The following is a 21,549-nucleotide window of genomic DNA, read 5'->3' on the forward strand; positions in this document are numbered from 1 at the left end:
GCCTGTCTGCGCAGGCTCTTAACCGCTTATAGGATTATTGGCCGAACGTGAGTAACACTTTGCAGCACTGCCGCTGGTCTTTCTCAAACAGTTCGATGGCGTCTGTAACAAGTTGATAGTCAAAGGTATGGGTAACCAGTTTTTCGGGGTCGATCAGCCCCTTTTCCAGCCAGTCGATGACGACCGGGAATTTGTTGGCATTCAGGCGCGAGGAGAAAATCGACAGCTCTTTGCCGGTGATGCCCTGCTGAACGATCTGGCTCGGCTCGCTGGAGAAGCCCATCAGCACGATGCGCGCCGCCGGAGAAGCCAGTGATATCGCCTCCTGCAAAATCGTCGGATGGCAGGCGGCATCAATGATTAACGTCGGTTTAATGCCTTTTTCGTCCAGCGCGGCCTGCAGCGACTGCTCGCCGTTATTCAAGACCCAGTCCGCGCCGCTGCGCTGGGCCATCGCCAGCCGTTCGTCTATGCGGTCAACCACGATAACCTGCTTCACCTTGTAGACGCCTTTCAGCGCCTGAACGGTGACCAGCCCCATCGGGCCCGCACCGTAAATCAGCGCAACGTCCTGTTCAGTGGGACTGGCCTGCCCCGTCACGTTGGCGGCAATGGTGAAGGGCTCAACCATGACGGCGTGTTTATCCGGGATCGCATCCGGGATGGGCCAGGCATTTTTAGCGGGCACTGCCGCATATTCGCTGAACCCGCCGTCGCGGTGAACGCCCAGCACCACCAGCGAGGTGCAGACGTTAGGCTTACCCACGGAGCACGGATAGCAGTGCCCGCAGCTGATCACCGGATCGACCGAGACGCGCTGGCCCAGACGCGCGCTGTCAACGCCCTCGCCCACGGCGTCAATTACGCCAAAAAACTCATGGCCGATGACGCGCGGATACTTCGCAAATGGGTTATGCCCGCGGTAGATGTGGCTGTCTGAACCGCAAATCCCGGCCAGTTTAACCTTAACGCGCACTTCACCTGCGCCCGGCAGCGGGAGTGGCCGCTCTTCAATAACCAGCTGGTTCGGCTGTTGAATCACTACGCTTTTCATCGTTCGCTCCTCATTTACCAGTTCCACAGCGTGCCGTCTTCAAGACGAGCCACCGGCAGATAGGCAGGATCGTACGGATACTTCGCTGCCAGTTTTTCATCAAATTCGATGCCCAGGCCCGGCTTGTCGCCCGGATGCATATAGCCGTTATCAAACCGCCAGCTGTGCGGGAAGACCTCCAGCATCTGTTCGGAATAGCCCATATATTCCTGCACGCCAAAGTTCGGTACCCACAGGTCGAAATGCAGCGCGGCCGCGTGGCAAACTGGCGACAGATCCGACGGGCCGTGTGAACCGGTACGCACCTGGTAGAGCGAAGCGAAGTCCGCGATGCGGCGCATCCCGGTGATCCCGCCCGCGTGGGTAATGGTGGTGCGGATATAGTCGATAAGCTGCTCTTCTATGAGCTGCTTGCAGTCCCAGATGCTGTTGAACACTTCGCCCACCGCAATCGGCGTGACGGTGTGCTGGCGGATAAGACGGAAGCAGGCCTGGTTTTCCGCAGGCGTCGGGTCTTCCATCCAGAACATGCGGAACTCTTCGATGCTCTTGCCGAAGCGCGCCGCTTCAATCGGCGTCAGGCGGTGGTGCATGTCGTGCAGAAGATGCTCGTTGAAGCCAAATTGGCTGCGCACCGCGTCGAACAGCTTCGGTGTAAAATCGAGGTATTTTTCGGTAGACCAGAGCTGCTCTTCCGGCCAGTCGCCTTTGGTCGCAGGCTCGTAGGCCAGCCCTTTTCCTTTGGCCATACCGTAGGTGGTTTTCATGCCCGGCACGCCGCACTGCACGCGGATCGCCTTAAAGCCCATCTCTTTATGGCGGGCGTAATCTTCCAGCACGTCGTCAATGGTGTGGCCGGTAGTGTGACAGTAGACCATCACTCCTTCACGGGAGGCACCGCCAAGCAGCTGATAGAGCGGCATGTTGGCGGCTTTGGCTTTGATGTCCCACAGCGCCATATCCACAGCGGAGATGGCCGACATGGTGACCGGGCCGCGGCGCCAGTAAGCGCCCTTATAGAAAAACTGCCAGATATCTTCAATGCGGTGCGCATCGCGGCCAATCAGCTGGGGGCAAAGGTGATCCTTCAGGTAAGAGGCCACGGAGAGCTCGCGACCGTTCAGCGTAGCGTCACCGAGGCCGACAATCCCCTCATCGGTGGTGATTTTTAGGGTGACAAAGTTCCGCCCCGGGCAGGTAACAAACACGTCAGCCGCGACAATCTTCATAATTCCTTTCCTTACATCGTTCATTGTGATGCTGGAAATTTACCCACCAACCCTACTACCATACAAGTATAATGATCGTGAAATCAGCGAACGATCACAAAATCCGGGGGCTCAGGCCCGCCCCCATCCCGCCACAATAATCAGCATACCGCACAGGGCAATCAGCGCGCCGGCCCAGTCGTACGCGCTGAGCTTGACGCCGTCCACCACGCGTAACCACAGCAGCGCCGTACAGACATAGACTCCACCGTAAGCCGCATAAACGCGGCCGCTTGCCGCCGGATGTAGCGTTAACAGCCAGACGAACAGGGCCAGCGCAACGCCCGCCGGGATCAGCAGTAATGCGCTTCCCCCCTTCTTCAGCCAGAGCCAGGGCAGGAAGCAACCGATGATTTCGCAGAGCGCGGTGGCAAAAAAAAGCAGCGTCGTTTTAAGCATATTTCACATCAGGTGAGGATTTATTTAGACATCATACCTGATGATGTCCTTTACTTTTCCATACTTGCTCCGCGGGTATGCCGTGATTTCGCTTTGGTGTAGAATCTGTACGGGGTAACTTGATTATCTGCACCCATTTAAAAGGAAACGCTATGACCACATTAAGCAAACGCCTTTGTCTGACAGCCGTGCTGGCGCTGTCATCGTTCGCCTTTGCCGCCTCTGCGACAGCGGAAACCAGCAAGCTCATTATTGAGTCTGGTGACAGCGCGCAAAGCCGTCAGAACGCCGCCATGGACAAAGAACAATGGAATGACACCCGTAACCTTCGTCAGAAAGTTAACAAACGTGCTGAAAAAGAGTGGGACAAAGAAGATGTCGCTTTTGACGCCCGCGATAAATGTCAGCAAAGCGCAAACGTCAACGCCTACTGGGAGCCTAACACCCTGCGCTGCCTGGATCGCCGCACTGGCCGTACGGTAGCCCCATAATGTCGGCTCCCTGTGACATTAAGCTCCGCCCGCTGGAGCGTGAAGACCTGCGCTTTGTCCACCAGCTCGACAACAATGCCAGCGTGATGCGCTACTGGTTCGAAGAGCCTTACGAGGCCTTTGTCGAGCTGTCCGATCTCTACGATAAGCACATTCACGATCAGAGCGAACGGCGTTTTGTGGTGGAGTGTGAAGGCGAAAAAGCCGGTCTTGTGGAGCTGGTTGAAATCAACCACGTTCACCGCCGGGCAGAGTTCCAGATCATCATCTCCCCTGAGCATCAGGGAAAAGGCCTTGCCTCACGGGCGGCGAAGCTGGCAATGGATTACGGATTCAACGTTCTGAATCTCTACAAGCTTTACCTGATTGTGGACAAAGAGAACGAGAAAGCGATCCATATCTACCGCAAGCTGGGCTTTATGGTGGAAGGTGAGCTGATTCACGAGTTCTTTATCAACGGTGAATACCGCAATACCATTCGCATGTGCATCTTCCAGCACCAGCACCTGGCCGGACACAAGCCGTCAGGCGCCAGCCTGCTGAAACCTACCGCGCAGTGAGATGAATGACAAACCCTGTCATCAACAATCGAGTTGTCTTTCTTGCCGGGTGGCGCTTTGCTTACCCGGCCTACACTGTGCAAAATATGTAGGCCCGTGCAAGCATAGCGCCGCCGGGCGAAGTAACCTGCGCGGCTTTACTGTCAGTAGTATTCAATCGTGTTTTTGATGGTGTACTTGCGCTCCACGGCGGGTTTGACGCTATCGTCCGTGATGGTCAGATCGCAGCTCACCGGATTATTGTGGCGATCGTAGTCGCAGCTCTGCGTCACGTTGCCCAGCGGTTTGTCGTTCAGCATGCTGACTGCCGAGTAATCCATTCTTTTGCGCACGTCTTTAGACGGCGTGGCCTGGACGGAAAGATGCTGATCCCCGGAGACGGTGGTTTTGCCCAGCGGGTAGCCGTCCGCATCGTAGCGATATTTCACCTCCATCTCTTTGCCGTGCGCCGCCACCACAAAACCGTTGTCGTCGGTATCCCACGTCACGCCGGCTGACGGCAGTTCGGCCAGCTGGCATTTCCCCTGCAGCTTCACTTTCCGCTGCTGGGTTTCCGCATCAAGGTAGTAATTGGCATCCAGCACCAGCGCCACGCCGGTGTTAGCCTCCAGGTCGTGCAGCTCCAGCGTATCAAAACACCCTTCCGCCGACACGGTGCCGGCAATCCGTTTGGACACTTCACCTTTCTCGTTGAACAGCGTCTGGGTAAAGTCTTTGACCGGGCCGCGCAGAGGATCAAAATCAAATTCGTTCGAAAAGCTCGCCATCTCGGGCGTAAACGACAGCGGCGCGGAGCTGTTGTCGCACCCCACCAGTGCTGCTGCCAGTAGCGTTATCGCTGCGTATTTCTTCACATTCATTACCGTACAGGGAGATTATTCCCAATCATATTAGCAAATACAGTTGTTTACACGAAGCCTGCTAAAATTAATCTACACACAGAGAAAAGGAGCTAAAGATGAAACGGTTACCCTGGATTACCGCCCTGCTGTTAATGAGTGCCTCAACGGCCGCGCTGGCGGCGCCGGATTCCTGCGAGCGCGTGAAAAGCGACATTCAGCAGAAAATCATCAACAACGGCGTGCCTGAGTCAGGCTTTACGCTGAGCATCGTGCCGAACGACCAGGCCGACCAGCCGGGCACGCAGGTTGTGGGCCATTGTGCTAACGACACCTTTAAAATTTTGTACACCCGTACAGGCTCCGGAGCTGGTGAAGCTCAGTAATTTACCCACAATCCCCGTTGATTTGATGAGGATTAAGATCTAATACCCCCAAATAAGTAACACTCACCCCATCATTAGCCCGGTTGTAATTACGGGAAAAATAATACGCAACTCTCTACCCTAAATAATTCGAGTTGCAGGAAGGCGGCAAGGGAACGAATCCCCAGGAGCGTACATAAGTACGTGACTGGGGTGAGTGAGTGCAGCCAACGCACCTGCAACTTGAAGTATGACGGGTATAATGATGGGGTGAGCCATGTCCGATACTGAACATCACGGCGGAATTAGCCGTCGAACACTCGTGAAATCTACTGCCATAGGTTCTCTGGCGCTTGCCGCCGGCGGTTTGTCGTTGCCCTTTGGCGTGAAAAGCGCTGCCGCCGCGGTGCAAAGCGCCATGAACGCTGCCGAAGATAAAGTGGTCTGGGGCGCCTGCTCGGTCAACTGCGGCAGCCGCTGCGCATTGCGTCTGCACGTTCGGGACGACGAAGTGTACTGGGTCGAAACGGACAACACCGGCGAGGATATTTACGGTAACCATCAGGTGCGCGCCTGCCTGCGCGGACGTTCTATTCGCCGTCGCATTAACCATCCGGACCGTCTGAACTACCCGATGAAACGCGTGGGCAAACGCGGTGAAGGCAAGTTCGAGCGCATCACATGGGATGAAGCGCTGAACGCCATCACCGCCAGCCTGAAAGACGTGGTGGCCAAATACGGCAACGAAGCGGTTTACATCAACTACTCCTCCGGCATTGTCGGCGGCAACATCACTCGCTCCTCACCTTATGCTTCACTGGTAGCGCGCCTGATGAACTGCTACGGCGGCTTCCTGAGCCACTACGGCACCTACAGCACGGCGCAAATCGCCTGCGCGATGCCCTACACCTATGGCAGCAACGACGGCAACAGTACGTCTGATATAGAAAACACCAAACTGGTGGTCATGTTCGGCAATAACCCGGCGGAAACGCGCATGAGCGGCGGCGGGATTACGTACTATCTGGAGCAGGCTCGCGAGCGCTCTAACGCCCGCATGATCGTTATCGACCCGCGCTACACCGACACCGCTGCCGGACGCGAAGATGAATGGATCCCAATCCGCCCGGGCACAGATGCCGCGCTGGTGGCGGGTATCGCCTGGGTATTGATCGACGAAAACCTGGTCGACCAGCCGTTCCTGGATAAATACTGCGTCGGCTACGATGAAAAAACGCTGCCGGAAGGCGCGCCCGCTAACGGCCACTACAAAGCGTATATTCTCGGCAAGGGCGAAGACAATACGGCGAAAACCCCTGAGTGGGCCTCCCGCATTACGGGCATACCCGCCGATCGCATCATTAAGCTTGCGCGCGAGATTGGCTCCGCAAAACCGGCCTATATCTGCCAGGGCTGGGGACCACAGCGTCAGGCGAACGGGGAACTGACGTCTCGCGCGATCGCGATGCTGCCTATCCTCACCGGAAACGTGGGCATTAACGGCGGTAACAGCGGCGCGCGTGAGTCGACGTACACCATTACCATCGAGCGTATGCCGCTGCCGGATAACCCGGTCAAAACGCAAATTTCCTGCTTCAGCTGGACGGACGCCATCGCCCGTGGGCCGGAGATGACCGCCCTGCGCGACGGCGTGCGCGGTAAGGAGAAGCTGGATGTACCGATTAAGTTCATCTGGAACTACGCGGGCAACACCATCATCAACCAGCACTCCGATATCAATAAAACCCACGACATCCTGCAAGATGAAAGCAAGTGCGAAACGATCGTGGTGATCGACAACTTTATGACCTCATCGGCTAAATATGCCGATATCGTGCTGCCGGACCTGATGACCGTCGAGCAGGAAGACATCATTCCTAACGATTACGCCGGGAACATGGGCTACCTGATTTTCCTCCAGCCCGTGACCGCGCCGAAGTTTGAACGCAAGCCCATCTACTGGATCATGAGCGAAGTGGCGAAACGCCTCGGCCCGGATGTCCATCAGAAATTCACCGAAGGACGCACGCAGGAGCAGTGGCTGCAGTACCTGTATGCCAAAATGCTCGAAAAAGACCCTAAGCTGCCGTCCTATGACGAACTGAAAAAAATGGGCATTTATAAGCGCAAAGATCCTAACGGGCACTTTGTGGCCTATAAAAAATTCCGCGAGAATCCGGAAGCCAATCCGCTGAAAACGCCGTCGGGCAAGATTGAAATTTACTCCAGCAAGCTGGCGGAGATTGCGGCCACCTGGGAGCTGGCAAAGGATGAAACCATCAGCCCGCTGCCCGTCTACGCCTCGACCTTTGACGGCTGGGATGCGCCCGAACGCGCGCAGTTCCCGCTGCAGCTGTTTGGCTTCCACTTTAAAGCCCGAACCCACTCAAGCTATGGCAACGTCGACGTGCTGAAGGCGGCCTGCCGTCAGGAGGTCTGGCTTAATCCTGTGGATGCCGAAAAACGCGGCATTAAGAACGGCGATACGGTGCGCGTCTTTAACGATCGCGGTGAGGTGCGAATTGAAGCGAAAGTCACGCCGCGCATCATGCCCGGCGTGAGCGCCATGGGCCAGGGCGCCTGGCACGACGCCAATATGAACGGCGATCGCATCGACCACGGGTCATGCATCAATACCCTGACCACGCACCGCCCGTCGCCGCTGGCAAAAGGCAACCCGCAGCACACCAACCTGGTGCAGATCGAGAAGGTCTAGAAAGTGAAGCGCATGACCGTGGTTTATTCTATGGTCTATAAATTGGTTTAACACAGTCGCGCGGGCGAAATCCGCGCGAGCAAGGAAGATGTAATGAAAGACGTCTCACAGCGTGAATCGTTCGCGTTTAGCGCCCGCGTACTGGGCGCGCTGTTTTATTTCTCACCCGACAGCGAACAGGCTGCGCCGCTGGTGCAGGCCCTCACCGCTGGCGACTGGGTTCAGGACTGGCCCCTGCCGCCGGAAATGCTGCAACCCGTTGCCGAAACCTTTGCCGCGCCTGCCGATGAGCCGCTGACGGACGCCTGGCAACGGCTGTTTATTGGCCCTTATGCCCTGCCCGCTCCGCCATGGGGTTCCGTCTGGCTCGACCGCGAATCCGTGCTGTTTGGTGACTCGACTCTCGCTCTGCGCCAGTGGATGCGGGAAAACAGCATTGCTTTTGAGATGCAGCAGAATGAGCCGGAAGATCATTTCGGTACGCTGCTGCTGCTGGCGGCGTGGCTGGCCGAGAATGGCCGCGAAGCGGAGTGCGCTCAGCTTCTTGCGTGGCACCTGCTGCCGTGGAGCACCCGCTTCCTCTCGGTGTTTGTCGACAACGCCGGGCATCCGTTTTATACCGCGCTGGGTCAGCTTGCGCAGCTGACGCTCGCGGACTGGCGTTCTTCGTTACTTATTCCGGTTGCGGAAAAGACGCTGTATCGCTAAGGGTTGTGGCTTGCTCGCGGGTGGCGAGCAAGCCTTCTACCCGAATTTGGTTTACACCTCTGCACCCGATTCACTTGCACTCTCTTTGCTTTGAATGAACCGGAGTGCCAGATAAAGATCTGGCGCCAGAATCATGTCATCATCATTCATTGTTGGCCGACTATCTTTAAACCAGCGCGTTAATTCCGTTTTCCTGCCCGCCAGGATTAACGTCACCTGCCGAGCTTTCAGGTCGCGCTTTAGCTCATTTATGGTTGCCAGGACACTGATGTCTGAATAGGTGAAGCAAGCCACGGCATCAATAATCACCCATTTAGGCTGTAACGCAGCACCATCAACTAAGTTCAATACCCGGCGTTTAAAATAAGCCACATTAAAATAGGTCAACGGTGAGTTAAATCGATACATCAGCACGCCCGGAACCATTTTAATATCGGTTGTATTACCTAATGAGTGAATCATTCCATCTTCGTCAATTCCCAGTAAGTGCTCAGAAGGACGAAATACGGTACGAAGGAATTGTAACAGGCCAAGCAACACCGCAAGGCCGATCCCCTGGATAACGCCGATAATTAAAACACAGCCAAACGTGAAGAAGGCCAGGCGAAATGCCTGTTTATTTCTTCGTCTCAGGTTCCATAAACCACGTAAATCAATCAATGACCAGGATGCATACATTAGAACGATACCTAATGCAGATACCGGAATAAATTGTAATGGCTGAGTGAAAAATATCACCACGATGCCGATGAGTAAGGCAGCGACGATGGAAACCAGCTGACTTTTCCCACCAACGGAATCATTAACCGCGGTTCGGGAATCGGCTCCACTGATAGCAAACCCTTGAGATAATCCCGACATGAGGTTTGCGATACCCAGTGCCCGGAACTCTGCATCAGCATTGATTTCATAGCCATTTTTCGCGGCGAAACTGCGGGCGGTCAGCATCAGACTGACAAAACTGACCAAAGCCAGGTTCAGCGCCGGGATGACTAAATCACGCATGGGACCGGGCTGGAACGCTCCCCAGTGAACGACAGGTAAACCCGGCTGGAAGCCGTCCCCTCCAATGGTGGCAATACCGTACTGTTGCGCAGAGGTTCCCCATACCAGTGCCGTTGCTATGACTATGGCAATCAAAGGCGCTGGCCAGTGGCGACGATACGTTTTAATAACCATTAAAATAATTAACGTTAAAAGCGATATCCCTATCGTTAATAAATGGCTGTCTGAAATTCGGCCGGGCAAAGCCATTATTTTCTCAATAACCTGGGCTTCATCTAGCTTTATCCCCAAAACCTTGCCTAATTGCCCGACAATAATCGTCACGGCTACGCCATTAAGCAAACCAGTCAGAATGGGATGAGAAAGCAGATCGGCAAGCGCGCCCAGGCGAAATTTACTGGCAAGCAGGCACCATCCGCCCATCATCAATGTCATGACGATCGTCAACTGCCAGTGCAGTTCGGGATTTCCCGCAGAAAGAGGAAACACGACGGCCGCAATCACCGCGCAGGTCGTGGCATCAGGGCCAACAATAAGCTGACGTGAAGAGCCAAACAGTGCGTAAGCTATCATCGGTAAAACGCAGGAATACAGCCCTACTATTGCCCCAACCCCCGCCAGCTCAGCATAAGCAATAGCAACGGGTAGCGCGACAGCCGCAACGGATAACCCGGCTTTAACATCATCTTTTAGCCAGCTTTTATCGTAGGCTAACAAATTTTGTAACCCAGGCATGTAGTTCAACAATAGCTTTCCGAACACGTTATTCTCCGGACATGAATATTACCCGCGAAATGTTGGCACACTTTTAAGTGAGGTTCTGGCTTTCAAATGCTCCGGACGGAGGCCCCGCCGCACGGGTCCTGTAAATACTTAACTACTTTGATTGGTGTTAAACATAGTTCAAAAACGACCGATTAGCCGAAGGTGGCGCCGGCAGCCATGTCGCCGACGCTGTGACCGTTATTGGTAGTTGAAAAGAGGTCGGGAAATACGGAAGAATATATAAATATTACTGAAGCTTAAATGGATTGCGGGGTAAGAAATGGAAATGTCTCAGGCAGTAAAGAAAATCGCGATAGTGGCTCTACTGGTGAACCTGACCGCGGGATGCGCACCGCTACACCCTTCCGGTTGCCATAAGACCACGGCAACGGGTAATTGCGGTTCAGGACGCTGGGACGATCGGGATGAATGGGGCGCGCAGGCGCGAGCAATCAGGGCGGCAATCAATGCCGAAATTGAAGAGCCGCAAAACTGGAAAGGGAAAAAATGCAGGTTGCATATTGAATTTGCTCCGGATGGCACGCCTTTAAGCATCTCAACCAGCAACGGCAATAGAGCCTATTGCGAAGCGATAATATCAGCCGCCCAAAAAGCCAAATTCCCGGCCTTCAGCAATCCGGAAGTTTATAGAGATTTTCAAAAATCCCGCTTCGACATGCGCGGTTAGCATCATGATAATGTTTTGAATGGCGCGCTTTGCTCAACGTTGACATCCTGCTTCAGGCCATGTCCGCTTCATGCCAGAAGCAGACGCTGCGGTATATTCCACTTTCGGCTCGAATCGGACTGAGGTAACGTAGCGGAAATATTTTTCCGGACTCAACCAGAATGCCTTCCATCGAAACGTTTATCACTTTTCTTCTCGCGCTGACGCTTCTGGAGATTTCTCCTGGTCCAGACATGATGCTCACTATCGCCAGAGGAGTCGGTCAGGGAAGACGCATTGCACTGCTTACGGTACTGGGCAATGTATTTGTAGCAGGTTTTGTGCAAGTCTCTTTTCTTGTCCTGGGGCTGGTAACCGTTGTTCATGCCTGGCCGGTTGCGCTGGATCTGCTCAGGTGGGCTGGTGCGGCTTATCTAATCTGGCTGGGCATAAAAATGATTGCGACTTCAGGCACTGATACGCGGCTGCGAAAAACTGCAAAAATTTCTGACTGGAATGCCGTTAAGGAAGGCGCCCTGAACAGCCTGACTAACCCAAAATCCCTGCTGTTCATGTTTGCTTTTCTTCCTCAGTTTGTCGATCCCGCCGCGGGCCCTGTCTGGCTGCAATTGCTTGTTCTGGGTAGTATCCAAAAGCTGGCAGGAATTGTTTCCCTGGGGTCAGTCGCGATGGCATCAGGAACATTTGGAAACTGGCTGGGTAAACACCCAGGCTTTATCAAATGGCAGGAACGATTTACAGGCGTTGTCATGATAGGCCTCGGAATCCGCATGTTGTTTAGCGGGACTGGCGTAGTATCGAAATCTGCCCGTTAAGTTTTACCTAAACGGTAAACCCAGGGTCCGCTCCTCGCCCGTAGCGGACCTTCAGCTCAGCCAGCTTATCCGCTGAGTGCCAGAAGCGGACTATCCTTAGAGCGCCATTCAATCTTTAAGTAAGCTCATTTCTTCAGCGAGCCATTGTCTTAGAATGCTTATTTTAAAGGAATCCTTATTATCTGAACGGTAGACTAAATCATATCCCCGCTCAGCTTTCAGTTTGTACTTTGGGAACGGAACAACAAGCCTTCCAGCAGCTACATCATCTGCAATCAGAACGCTGCGTCCCAGAGCAACGCCTTCACCACGTATAGCAGCCTCTGTCGCCATGCTGCCAAGAGTCCATAAGGGACCCTGTTGGCAGCTGATATTTTTTTCCCCGGCCATCTCAAACCATGCCTTCCAGTTCGCCAGCATTCTGTACTCATGTAGAAGAACGCAGTTTAAAAGCGCCTTAATCTCTGTCAGGCCATTATGCTTCTCAAGAAAACCAGGACTACACACAGGGGTGACCGTTTCATCGAACATACGTTCAGATGAAACATCTCGATAATTGCCATGGCCGTAACGAATTGCAGCATCTACCTGACCATCATTAAGATCCACGTTAACGTCAGTAACGTCCAGCTCAATGTCGAATTCAGGATATCGCTGCCTGAACCGGCTTAGCCGCGGCGCTAACCACTTACTGGCAAATGAAACCGTCGTACTTATACGCAAACTCTTTATCCGGTCTCTACCGCGCAGACGCTCAGACTCCCTCATCAAATCACTCAAAAGAAGGGTAACCGCACGGTGAAATTCAGCCCCTTCCTCCGTCAGTATTATCTGTCGCGTCAGTCTTAAAAATAGCTTTAACCCCAGATGCTCTTCGAGCTTCCGGATTTGTCGGCTTATCGCGCCATGCGTAACGTGCAGCTCCGCTGCCGCCAGCGTCATGCTTGAGAGACGGGCAGTGGCTTCAAAAGCGCGCAGAGTCTGCAATGGGGGGAGGCGATCGAACATCATACGCGTGATAATAATTCACGCGTATTGTGAGAACAAATGATTTGTCAGGCCAGGGGCCGGAAATCAAAATTAACGCCAGGAACGTTATCATTTTCATAGCAATACTCGGAGGAGTAATGGAAAGTTTGTTTGTTTACGGGACGCTCGGGCCGGGCCGGCCTAATGCTCATATTCTTGAAAATATTGGGGGAACATGGCAGGAAGGCCACGTTGGTGGTTCTCTATTAGAGAAAGGCTGGGGTGCAGAGATGGGTTATCCGGGGATTGTACTGAATGACTCAGGCGATCGCGTACAGGGCTTTCTTTTCACGTCAGAGAATTTACGTCATTACTGGCACATACTCGATGAGTTCGAAGGTTCTGAGTATGAACGGGTTCCGGTTGAGGTAACCACATCTACCGGTCAGACAGTACATTCATGTATTTATATGCTCAAAGCATAAACGTTGAGGCCCGCTGTGAGCGAATGACACAATGGCCAGGACACGATCTTCTGACAATATTCTCTGCAATGAACTGAAATAGTCCATGATTGTTCCTGCCTGTAAACGGGTCCGCCCCGCCATCTTAAGCGGAGCGGCTTATCTATGTCGTTAGTGCGCGCTCAAAACCTCAGGACAGCGCAACCAACAATCAGAAGCTGTAGGTCACCTTCAAACTTCCCGTAGGCGATGTCTTACGTTGCACAATCGGGCTATCGGCGGCATCTCCCACCAGCTGCGTCACGCCCGCTGCGGCAAGCACGCTCCAGCGCGAGGTGAGCCTGTGGGTCCAGTCAAGATTCAGCGAATACGCATAAATTCCGGCACCGGCGTCATGTCGGGCAAATCCCGATGCGGCCGACTGGGCGGCGCTGACCCCGTAGTACGTTTGCATATACTTGTCGGATCCCCAGCTGCCGGTCAGCGCCAGCGTGACCGTATTATTCGGTGAAGTATAGAGCGGACTGGAAATGCCGAAGTGTACCGCCTCGCCGTTATCTCTCTCAGAAACCGGAACCTCAGCCTGCAGCTGCAGATTAAGCCAGTCGGTCACCCTGTACCCCAGCCCCGGCACCACGATAGCCGAGCCTTTTATCTCGCCCATCCCTCGCAGCTCGTCGCTGCCGGAGCTGATCGAATCGCTGCTCACGTCTTTGTCTTTACGGCCTATGCGATAGCTCAGCGCCGCGCTGTAATCCAGGTTGCCGATGTTGTTGCCGTAACCGATCCCCCGCGTGGTGCCGATAAAAAAACCATTGGCCATGGAGTAATCCACCACCTGCGCCGCGCCGACGCGGATTTTATCTGAACCCGAGTAGCGTGGCGCGACGTCCACGCCGCCCCCCAGGGTTAACACATTGCCCTGACTCTGCTCTGCCGCCAGCGTTGGGGCGGCCAGTAGCGCCAGCACAATGCCCGGCACGATATTTTTCAGGCGGCGGCCCGGGAATAAATGGGGGAACGTATGACGCAGTTCGATGTTTCTCATTAAGGAAGTCCTTATGGATTCAAATGATGACGATGCAGGCGGTTAAACGCCAGAACGCCCATTTTGAATACTGACCCTAAGGTTCTTATGAGCCGAAAATGAAGAAAGACTGAAGCGCGCGCGGGTGCTGTAAACCGGACAGATTACCTGATACCGTTTTTTTCTTAAGATGTTCTTCATTCACTGCCGATACAGTAACTAATGTGAAAATTCTACTTATTGAAGACGACCTGGATCTCGGCAACGGCGTACGTATCGCCCTCTCAGATCAGGGATTTGACGTTATATGGGTACGCCGGAAAGAGGATGCGCTGCATCAGCTTAACGTCTGCGTGCCCGAACTTATTTTGCTCGACCTGGGGCTTCCCGATGGCGATGGCATGAGCCTGATGACGCGCTTGCGTCAGCAGCTTAAGGGGATCCCCGTCATCATCCTGACGGCGCGAGGGACGCTGCAGGATCGCCTGTGCGGGCTGGATGCGGGCGCAGACGACTATCTCGTCAAACCCTTTGTTCTCGCCGAGCTGCTGGCGAGAGTGAGAGCCCTTGCGCGACGCAGCTACGGTTTTGAGAATGAAGCAATTGAAATTCGCGGGCTGTCTCTGCATGTGCCGACGCGTCGCGTAACGGTGAGCGCGCGCAACGTTGACCTGACGGCCAGCGAATACGCCCTGCTTGAAACGCTGATGCTGCGCGCAGACCGCGTGCTTACGCGCCGCTTCCTGGAAGAAAGGATATTCGGCAACAAAGAAAACCTCAGTAACGCGCTCGACGTGCATATGGGTAATTTGCGGCGAAAAATCGGCGACGGCTATGTGCGAACGGTACGTGGGGTTGGGTATGTCATTGATACCGTCGCTGTCCAGAAGGTGACCGGTTAATGCGAAGCTTTTGGTATCACCTGAGACGCCCGACGCTGGTGCGGCGAATTATCATCGCCCAGATGCTGCTGCTTACCCTGCTGTGGTGTCTTTTTTTAACCTTTATTCTGTGGGAGGACCTGCGCAGTCCTCCCATTCTCACGGGCAGCAAGACGTACGAAACCCTTTTTACCCTGGTTGAGCGGATGGACGAACGCCCACAGGATCGTACCGCCGTGCTGGCAGCGTTCAGCAAAGCGTTGCGGGAAGGTTACGGCGGCGGTGAAGATCCCGCGCTGTCAATCAACTTCATCGTGCGCAAAAATAACGCGATTGTTTTTTCATCCCCAGGTGCACCAACGGGAGTAACCAACACCCGGCTGGGGGAAATGCAGCGTGTTCAGAGCGACGGTCGTACCTGGACCAGCCGAACCCTTAAATCCGCTCACTCCGACGTTGAGGTCACCCTTTTCACCCCGGCCGGCGGCTGGAACTTCTTTATCTACCTGAACTCGCGCGGGTACTACATCATGCCGCTGCTGGTCTGTATTCCTTTTCTTCTGTTCCCCGCGTGGATGTCGATCCGCATTGCGATGCGCCCCTGGAACAAGGTGGTCAATGAAATTACGTTACGCACGCCTGACGATCTCTCGCCCTTAAAAGCCGTTCCCAGGCACAGGGAGCTTCGCCAGATGGTGGACGCAATCAATGACTTCCTTGCCAGAGTGCGTGAAAGCGCTGAAAGGGAGCGGGTTTTCATTGGCGATGCCGCGCACGAGCTGCGGACTCCCCTCGCGGCAATGCGCATTAACGTGGAGGCGCTGCAGTCCTGGGTCATCAGCGAGAGCCAGCAGGAGCTGCTTGCGGGGGTTATTCGCAGCAACGGCCGCGCTGCGCGCCTCGTCAATCAGCTGCTGCTAATGATGCACAGCGAAGCGCGCATTGACACGGACATGGAGCCCGTGCCGCTGACGACGCTCATCCAGGAGCGAATGGCCGAGCTGGAACCGTTAGCCTCTGCGCGCAGGATCGAGCTGGAATTCTTCGCTGAGGATGAAATCTGGATCGCAGGCGTCAGGGAACGCCTGATGTCGCTGGTTGATAACCTCATTGAGAACGCAGTGAAGTACAGCCCTGAGGGCGGTCGGGTTCAGGTCGACGTGCGTGCGCTAGATCGCTGCACGCAGCTGCGCGTTTCCGACGCGGGCCCCGGTATTCCGGCGGAACTGCGGGAGCGCGTGTTCGACAGGTTTTTCCGCGACCCGAATCAGATGCAAAGCGGAAGCGGCCTGGGACTTGCCATCGTCAAAGCGGTGGCGCAGCAGCACAACAGCAGCGTAAACCTGAGCTCTTCTGCAGAAGGCGGTCTCATGGTGACGGTCGACTTCCCAAACCGCACGTTTAGCTAAACCGAAACAGGGTGTTCGATCGCAAATGCCGCAGATTGCTTCAAAATAATTACCGTATTTGTTATATTGTTGTTTATTGCTTATTCACCTCTGCGGTGCCAAAAAGAACAAGATTCACCGCAACCCAGGATACAAAAATGTTAGATTACCGCTTCCCGACAGCTTTGCAGATGGTTCTCAGCGTAGCGATGGCGGAGCAATTGGGTGAACGTTCGACGAGTGCGATTCTGGCCTACGGCCTGGAAGCGAACCCGAGCTTCATCCGCAAATTGATGGTTCCGCTCACGCGCGACGGCATTATCGTCTCAACGCTTGGCCGCAATGGTTCTATTCATCTTGGCCGCCCGCCGGAAGAGATCACCCTGCGCGATATCTACCTTTCGGTTATCGAAGATAAAAAGCTGTGGGCGTCGCGCCCTGACGTGCCGGCCCGCTGCGTGGTCAGCGCCAACGCATGCTGGTACTTCAAGTCGATTTCCGAAGAAGCCGAGGAAGCTTCGCTGGCGGTACTGGCCCGCCATACCGTGGCAAGCGCCCTGGAAGAGGTCAAAAAGGCCGATACCAGCGGCTGCGATCCGGTGCCTGAACTTATCGCCAAGTATAAAGAAGCGCTTTAACTTTTCTTGAGTGCAAAAAAAACCGCCTTCACTGTGAAGACGGTTTTTTATTATCTGCAACGTCCCTACGCAGGCAGAACTTCCCTTTCCGCTTTTTTCCCGCGCGTCACGAATTTACGCAGCGTCACGTAAAATACCGGCGTCAGGAACAGACCAAACAGCGTCACGCCCAGCATCCCGGAGAACACCGTGATCCCGGTGACGCCGCGCACTTCGGCACCCGCGCCGTGGCCGAGGATCAGCGGAATGGTCCCGGCAATAAAGGCGATGGAGGTCATCACAATCGGGCGTAAACGCAGGCGGCACGCCTCCAGCGCGGCCTCCATGATCCCTTTGCCCTGAATTTCCAGCTCGCGGGCAAACTCCACGATAAGAATGGCGTTTTTACAGGCCAGCCCCATCAGTACTACCAGCCCCACCTGCACGAACACGTTGTTATCGCCGCCGGTCAGCCAGACGCCGAACAGCGCGGAGAGCATCGTCATCGGCACGATGAGGATCACCGCCAGCGGCAGCGTCCAGCTTTCATACAGCGCCGCCAGCACCAGGAACGCCAGCAGCACCGCGACCGGGAAGACGATCAGCGCCGTGTTGCCCTGCGTGGCCTGCTGGAAGCTCAGGTCCGTCCATTCAATGTTCATCCCGTTCGGCAGGATCTGCTTAGACATGCCTTCCAGCTGCGTCATCGCCTGCGTGGACGAAAGCACGCGCGGGTCGGCATCGCCAATCAGGTCCGCCGCCGGGTAGCCGTTATAACGAATCACCGGATCCGGACCGTAGGTAGTGCTGATTTTCACCATACTGCCAATCGGCACCATTTCGCCCTGGTTATTGCGGGTGCGTAAGTTAGCAATATCCTCCACGCTGTCGCGGAACTGCCCGTCGGCCTGGGCCATCACGCGCCAGGTACGCCCGAACTGGTTGAAGTCATTCACGTACGACGAGCCCAGATAGGTTTGCAGCGTACCGAAGAGATCGGTCAGCGACACGCCCTGCGCTTTCGCCTTATCGCGGTCAACCTGCACGTCCAGCTGCGGCACGTTAGCCTGGTAGGTCGAGATCGGGAAATGCATCCCCGGCGTCTGCATAATCGCACCGGACATGGTGTTCACCGCGTTTTGCAGCGCGCCATAGCCCAGACCGGCGCGATCCTGAATGTACAGGGAATAGCCCGACCCCTGGCCCAGCCCTAAAATCGGCGGCGGCAGGATGGAAAAGCCAAAGCCCTCCTGGATTTGCGCGATTTTCGCGTTAATCTCCGCGTTAATTTCCGCAGCAGAATGTTTACGCTGGTCAAACGGCTTCAGGCCAAAGAAGACCGTCCCGGTATTCGGCGTGTTGGTAAACTGCAGCGCATTCAGCCCCGGAAACGCGACCGCATAGTCCACGCCTTCCGTATTCATCCCGATTTCGCTCATTTTGCGGATCACCGCGTCGGTGCGCGCCAGAGAGGAGCCTTCCGGCATTTTCACGCCGCCAATCAGGTACAGTTTGTCCTGCGTCGGTATAAACCCGCCGGGTACCGCTTTAAACATCACGCCCGCCGCGCAGAGCAGCAGCAGGTAAACGACAAACACCGAGCCGCGACGTCCGAGCGTTTTGCCCACCAGCCCCTGATAGCCGTTCGAGCTGCGGTGGAAAAAGCGGTTAAACGGACGGAAAAGCCAGCCGAACAGGCGGTCGATAAGCCGGGTCGGAAAATCTTTTGGCGCGCCGTGCGGTTTTAACAGCAGTGCCGCCAGCGCCGGCGAAAGCGTCAGCGAGTTAATGGCGGAGATCACCGTGGAGATCGCAATCGTCACCGCAAACTGCTTGTAGAACTGACCGGTCACGCCCGAAAGAAACGCCATCGGGACAAACACCGCGCACAGCACCAGCGCAATCGCGATAATCGGGCCGGACACCTCACGCATCGCCTGATGCGCCGCCGCAAGCGGCGCCAGCCCCTCTTCGATATTTCGCTCGACGTTTTCCACTACCACGATGGCGTCATCCACCACGATACCGATGGCCAACACCAGCCCGAAGAGGCTCAGGGTATTCAGCGAGAAGCCCAGCAGGTAAAGAATGCTGAAGGTACCCACTACCGAAACCGGCACCGCGATCAGCGGTATGATCGACGCGCGCCAGGTTTGCAGGAACAGAATCACCACCAGCACGACCAGCACCACCGCTTCCAGCAGCGTTTGCACCACCGCACGGATGGAGTCGCGAACAAATACCGTCGGATCGTAAGGTGCCGCCCACTTCATATCCGCCGGGAAACGCGTGGACAGTTCGTCCATTTTGGCGCGCACCGCGTTAGACAGGTCGATGGCGTTCGCCCCCGGCGACTGGAAGATACCAATCCCGACCGCGTCTTTATTGTTGAGCTGGGAACGCAGCGCGTAGCTGCCGGAGCCCATTTCGATACGCGCCACGTCGCGCAGGCGAACGACCGAACCGTCCTGCGCCGTTTTCAGCACAATATTGCCAAACTCTTCTTCGGTGTGCAGACGGCCCTGAGCGTTAATGGAGATCAGGAAATCGCTCTCTTTCGGCAGCGGCTCGGCGCCAAGCTGTCCGGCAGAAACCTGCACGTTCTGCTCCTGCATCGCCGTGACCACGTCCGAAGCGGTCAAGCCGCGTGACGCCACCTTGTTGGGATCCAGCCAGACGCGCATCGCGTATTCGCCGGAGCCGAAGATCTGAATCTGGCCGACGCCTGGCAGGCGCGCCAGCTCGTCCTTCACCTTCAGCGTGGCGTAGTTGCGCATGTACAGGGAATCGTATTTACCGTTTGGTGAAAACAGATGCACCACCAGCGTCAGCGTCGGCGACTGTTTCTGGGTGGTAATACCCAGACGCCGCACGTCTTCCGGCAGTCGCGCCTCGGCCTGCGCGACGCGGTTTTGCACCTGAACCTGAGCCTGATCGGGGTCAGTCCCCGGACGGAAGGTCACGGTGGTCACCAGCACGCCGTCCGAGCCCGCGACGGATTTCATGTACATCATGTTTTCAACGCCGTTGATGGCTTCTTCCAGCGGCGTCGCCACGGTCTCTGCAATCACTTTCGGGTTGGCGCCCGGGTACTCCGCGCGCACCTGCACGCTTGGCGGCACGACGTCAGGATATTCGCTCACCGGCAGCAGCGGGATGGCGATTAACCCTGTGATAAAAATCAGAATCGACAGGACGGCGGCAAAAATCGGCCTGTCGATGAAAAAGCGGGAAAAGTCCATGGGTTGGATTCTCAGGTCAAAGGATCAGTTGAGGGCGGTGCTGGCGGTCATGGCGACGGTTTTTGCGTTCACCGGCATACCCGGCATAAACACTTTTTGTAAACCATCGATGATGACTTTATCGCCAGGGTTCAGCCCCTGCCGCACGATGCGTAAACCGTCTGCCAGACGTCCCGGCGTAATGTCGCGACGCTGCGCTTTCCCCTCTTTATCCACGATATAGACGTATTTGCGATCCTGATCGGTCAGCACCGCTTTGTCGTCGACAAGCGTGGCTTTGAATTCCGCGCTGCCCGGCAGGCGTACGCGGGCAAACAGTCCCGGCGTGAACTGACGCTGCGCGTTATCCAGCAGCGCGCGCATGCGGATGGTGCCGGTGCTCGGCGTCAGCTGATTATCCAGGAAGTCGACTTTGCCCTGATGGGGATAACCCTCCTCGCCCGTCAGGCCAATCTCCACCGGCAGCGCCATGTGGTTGCTGGACGCCCCCTGCCCGCTGCGGGCAAGGTTTTGATAGTGAAGGTAGGTTGACTCGTCCACGTCAAAGTAGACGTAAACCGTCTTCTGCGAGACCAGCGTGGTGAGGACGCTGGCGGTGTCGCCCGCGGTGACCAGGTTACCGCTGGTGATCAGCGCCCGGCTGGCGCGGCCGTCGATAGGCGCGGTCACCCTGGTGAAGTCCAGGTTGAGCTGCGCCGCGTCTACCGCCGCCTGCGCGGCGCGAATGTCTGCCTGCGCCTGAACGGCGGCCGAGCGACGCTGTTCCCACTCTTCCCGTGAGACCAGGTGAGTATTGATCAGCTTATCGGTACGGTTAGCCTCACTTTGCGCCAGGCTGGCCTGCGTTTTGGCTCTCGCCAGGTTCGCCTGCGCCTGTTCCAGCGCGGCGCGATAGGTTCTGTCATCAATGGTGAACAGCACCTCGCCCTTCTTCACTTCCTGGCCGTCGGTGTAATTCACCTTATCAATGTAGCCGGAGACGCGCGGGCGCAGCTGAACGCTCTCCACCGCTTCAATCCGGCCGTTAAAACTATCCCACTGGCTAATGGATTTCACGACCACGTCAGCGGCGCTGACGGCGGGCGCGGGTGGCGCGGCGTTTTGCGCGACGCTGTTATCACACCCGACGAGCAGCACGGAGAGGAACATCACCCCCAGCACGCTCGGATAAACGTTACCCCAGGTTTTTTGCAGGCTCATTATTTTTATTCCGGTATTGGTAGCCGCCGGGCAAGACGCTGCGGGAGACGCCGCGCCACTTCCTTTGTCCGGTAGCTGGCTTAAGGCC

At 55.8% G+C, this 21,549-nt stretch carries 20 protein-coding genes; 11 read left to right on the plus strand and 9 right to left on the minus strand.

From position 1 onward, the window contains the following. Positions 1-34: 34 nt before the first annotated feature. From ABR39_RS21705 to ABR39_RS21715, 3 genes are all read right to left on the minus strand, one after another. On the minus strand, positions 35-1,054 hold the full coding sequence (locus ABR39_RS21705; protein WP_047348675.1) for a Zn-dependent oxidoreductase: 1,020 nt from the start codon (positions 1,052-1,054) through the stop codon (positions 35-37). Positions 1,055-1,068: 14 nt separating this feature from the next. Next, positions 1,069-2,283 (minus strand): D-mannonate dehydratase ManD, encoded by a 1,215-nt coding sequence (manD, locus tag ABR39_RS21710; protein ID WP_047348676.1) that lies wholly within the window; start codon positions 2,281-2,283, stop codon positions 1,069-1,071. Positions 2,284-2,394: 111 nt separating this feature from the next. Next, positions 2,395-2,721, minus strand: a complete 327-nt coding sequence (locus ABR39_RS21715; protein WP_025757996.1) for a YnfA family protein — start codon at positions 2,719-2,721, stop codon at positions 2,395-2,397. A gap of 152 nt (positions 2,722-2,873) precedes the next feature. On the opposite strand from ABR39_RS21715, the gene ABR39_RS21720 reads away from it, so the two are divergent. Further along, a complete protein-coding gene (locus ABR39_RS21720) occupies positions 2,874-3,212 on the plus strand; it encodes a DUF1283 family protein (protein ID WP_047348677.1) in 339 nt (112 codons plus the stop codon). Beyond that, positions 3,212-3,772, plus strand: coding sequence for a spermidine N1-acetyltransferase (gene speG / locus ABR39_RS21725; protein WP_047348678.1), 561 nt, complete (start codon positions 3,212-3,214; stop codon positions 3,770-3,772). Before ABR39_RS21720 ends, speG begins: the two co-directional genes overlap by 1 nt. A gap of 143 nt (positions 3,773-3,915) precedes the next feature. Here the strand turns inward: speG and ABR39_RS21730 are convergent, their stop codons facing one another. Next, complete coding sequence (locus ABR39_RS21730; protein WP_047348679.1) at positions 3,916-4,632, minus strand: YnfC family lipoprotein; 717 nt, start codon at positions 4,630-4,632, stop codon at positions 3,916-3,918. A gap of 98 nt (positions 4,633-4,730) precedes the next feature. Between ABR39_RS21730 and ABR39_RS21735 the strand changes: the two genes are divergently transcribed. The 3 genes from ABR39_RS21735 (at position 4,731) to dmsD (ending at position 8,400) form a co-directional block, all read left to right on the plus strand. Then, positions 4,731-4,997: a DUF1161 domain-containing protein gene (locus ABR39_RS21735; protein ID WP_047348680.1), complete on the plus strand. Its 267-nt coding sequence runs from the start codon at positions 4,731-4,733 to the stop codon at positions 4,995-4,997. Positions 4,998-5,253: 256 nt separating this feature from the next. Next, on the plus strand, positions 5,254-7,692 hold the full coding sequence (gene ynfE, locus ABR39_RS21740; protein WP_047348681.1) for a selenate/tellurate reductase subunit YnfE: 2,439 nt from the start codon (positions 5,254-5,256) through the stop codon (positions 7,690-7,692). Between the two features lie 93 nt (positions 7,693-7,785). Further along, entirely contained in the window at positions 7,786-8,400 is a 615-nt protein-coding gene (gene dmsD, locus ABR39_RS21745) for a Tat proofreading chaperone DmsD (protein WP_047348682.1), read from the plus strand. A gap of 51 nt (positions 8,401-8,451) precedes the next feature. Here the strand turns inward: dmsD and ABR39_RS21750 are convergent, their stop codons facing one another. Then, positions 8,452-10,167 (minus strand): SulP family inorganic anion transporter, encoded by a 1,716-nt coding sequence (locus ABR39_RS21750; protein ID WP_047348683.1) that lies wholly within the window; start codon positions 10,165-10,167, stop codon positions 8,452-8,454. A gap of 283 nt (positions 10,168-10,450) precedes the next feature. On the opposite strand from ABR39_RS21750, the gene ABR39_RS21755 reads away from it, so the two are divergent. Together ABR39_RS21755 and ABR39_RS21760 are read left to right on the plus strand one after the other, a co-directional pair. Next, positions 10,451-10,858 carry a cell envelope integrity TolA C-terminal domain-containing protein gene (locus ABR39_RS21755; protein ID WP_123156799.1) on the plus strand — a complete coding sequence of 136 codons (408 nt, stop codon included), beginning with the start codon at positions 10,451-10,453 and terminating at the stop codon, positions 10,856-10,858. 161 nt (positions 10,859-11,019) lie between these two features. Continuing rightward, entirely contained in the window at positions 11,020-11,673 is a 654-nt protein-coding gene (locus ABR39_RS21760) for a LysE family translocator (RefSeq protein WP_047348685.1), read from the plus strand. A 108-nt stretch (positions 11,674-11,781) separates the two neighbouring features. On the opposite strand, the gene gcvA is transcribed toward ABR39_RS21760, so the two are convergent. Further along, complete coding sequence (gcvA, locus tag ABR39_RS21765; RefSeq protein ID WP_240477088.1) at positions 11,782-12,684, minus strand: transcriptional regulator GcvA; 903 nt, start codon at positions 12,682-12,684, stop codon at positions 11,782-11,784. Between the two features lie 116 nt (positions 12,685-12,800). Between gcvA and ABR39_RS21770 the strand changes: the two genes are divergently transcribed. Then, on the plus strand, positions 12,801-13,127 hold the full coding sequence (locus ABR39_RS21770) for a gamma-glutamylcyclotransferase family protein (RefSeq protein WP_047348686.1): 327 nt from the start codon (positions 12,801-12,803) through the stop codon (positions 13,125-13,127). A gap of 190 nt (positions 13,128-13,317) precedes the next feature. Here ABR39_RS21770 and ABR39_RS21775 read toward each other — a convergent pair whose 3' ends face one another. Beyond that, the gene (locus tag ABR39_RS21775) at positions 13,318-14,154 is read right to left on the minus strand and encodes a MipA/OmpV family protein (RefSeq protein ID WP_047348687.1); all 837 of its coding nucleotides are present in this window, start codon (positions 14,152-14,154) and stop codon (positions 13,318-13,320) included. Between the two features lie 203 nt (positions 14,155-14,357). Between ABR39_RS21775 and ABR39_RS21780 the strand changes: the two genes are divergently transcribed. The 3 genes from ABR39_RS21780 (at position 14,358) to ABR39_RS21790 (ending at position 17,040) form a co-directional block, all read left to right on the plus strand. Further along, the gene (locus ABR39_RS21780; RefSeq protein WP_047348688.1) at positions 14,358-15,035 is read left to right on the plus strand and encodes a response regulator; all 678 of its coding nucleotides are present in this window, start codon (positions 14,358-14,360) and stop codon (positions 15,033-15,035) included. Next, positions 15,035-16,423 (plus strand): sensor histidine kinase, encoded by a 1,389-nt coding sequence (locus ABR39_RS21785; protein WP_047348689.1) that lies wholly within the window; start codon positions 15,035-15,037, stop codon positions 16,421-16,423. The genes ABR39_RS21780 and ABR39_RS21785 overlap by 1 nt, the downstream gene beginning before the upstream one ends. Positions 16,424-16,560: 137 nt before the next feature. Further along, entirely contained in the window at positions 16,561-17,040 is a 480-nt protein-coding gene (locus ABR39_RS21790) for an RrF2 family transcriptional regulator (RefSeq protein ID WP_047348690.1), read from the plus strand. A gap of 65 nt (positions 17,041-17,105) precedes the next feature. On the opposite strand, the gene oqxB is transcribed toward ABR39_RS21790, so the two are convergent. After that, the gene (gene oqxB / locus ABR39_RS21795; protein WP_047348691.1) at positions 17,106-20,261 is read right to left on the minus strand and encodes a multidrug efflux RND transporter permease subunit OqxB; all 3,156 of its coding nucleotides are present in this window, start codon (positions 20,259-20,261) and stop codon (positions 17,106-17,108) included. Positions 20,262-20,285: 24 nt separating this feature from the next. After that, complete coding sequence (locus ABR39_RS21800; RefSeq protein WP_047348692.1) at positions 20,286-21,461, minus strand: efflux RND transporter periplasmic adaptor subunit; 1,176 nt, start codon at positions 21,459-21,461, stop codon at positions 20,286-20,288. Positions 21,462-21,549 lie beyond the last annotated feature (88 nt).

This window comes from Enterobacter genomosp. O (assembly GCF_001022965.1).
GTDB classification, from domain to species: domain Bacteria; phylum Pseudomonadota; class Gammaproteobacteria; order Enterobacterales; family Enterobacteriaceae; genus Enterobacter; species Enterobacter cloacae_L.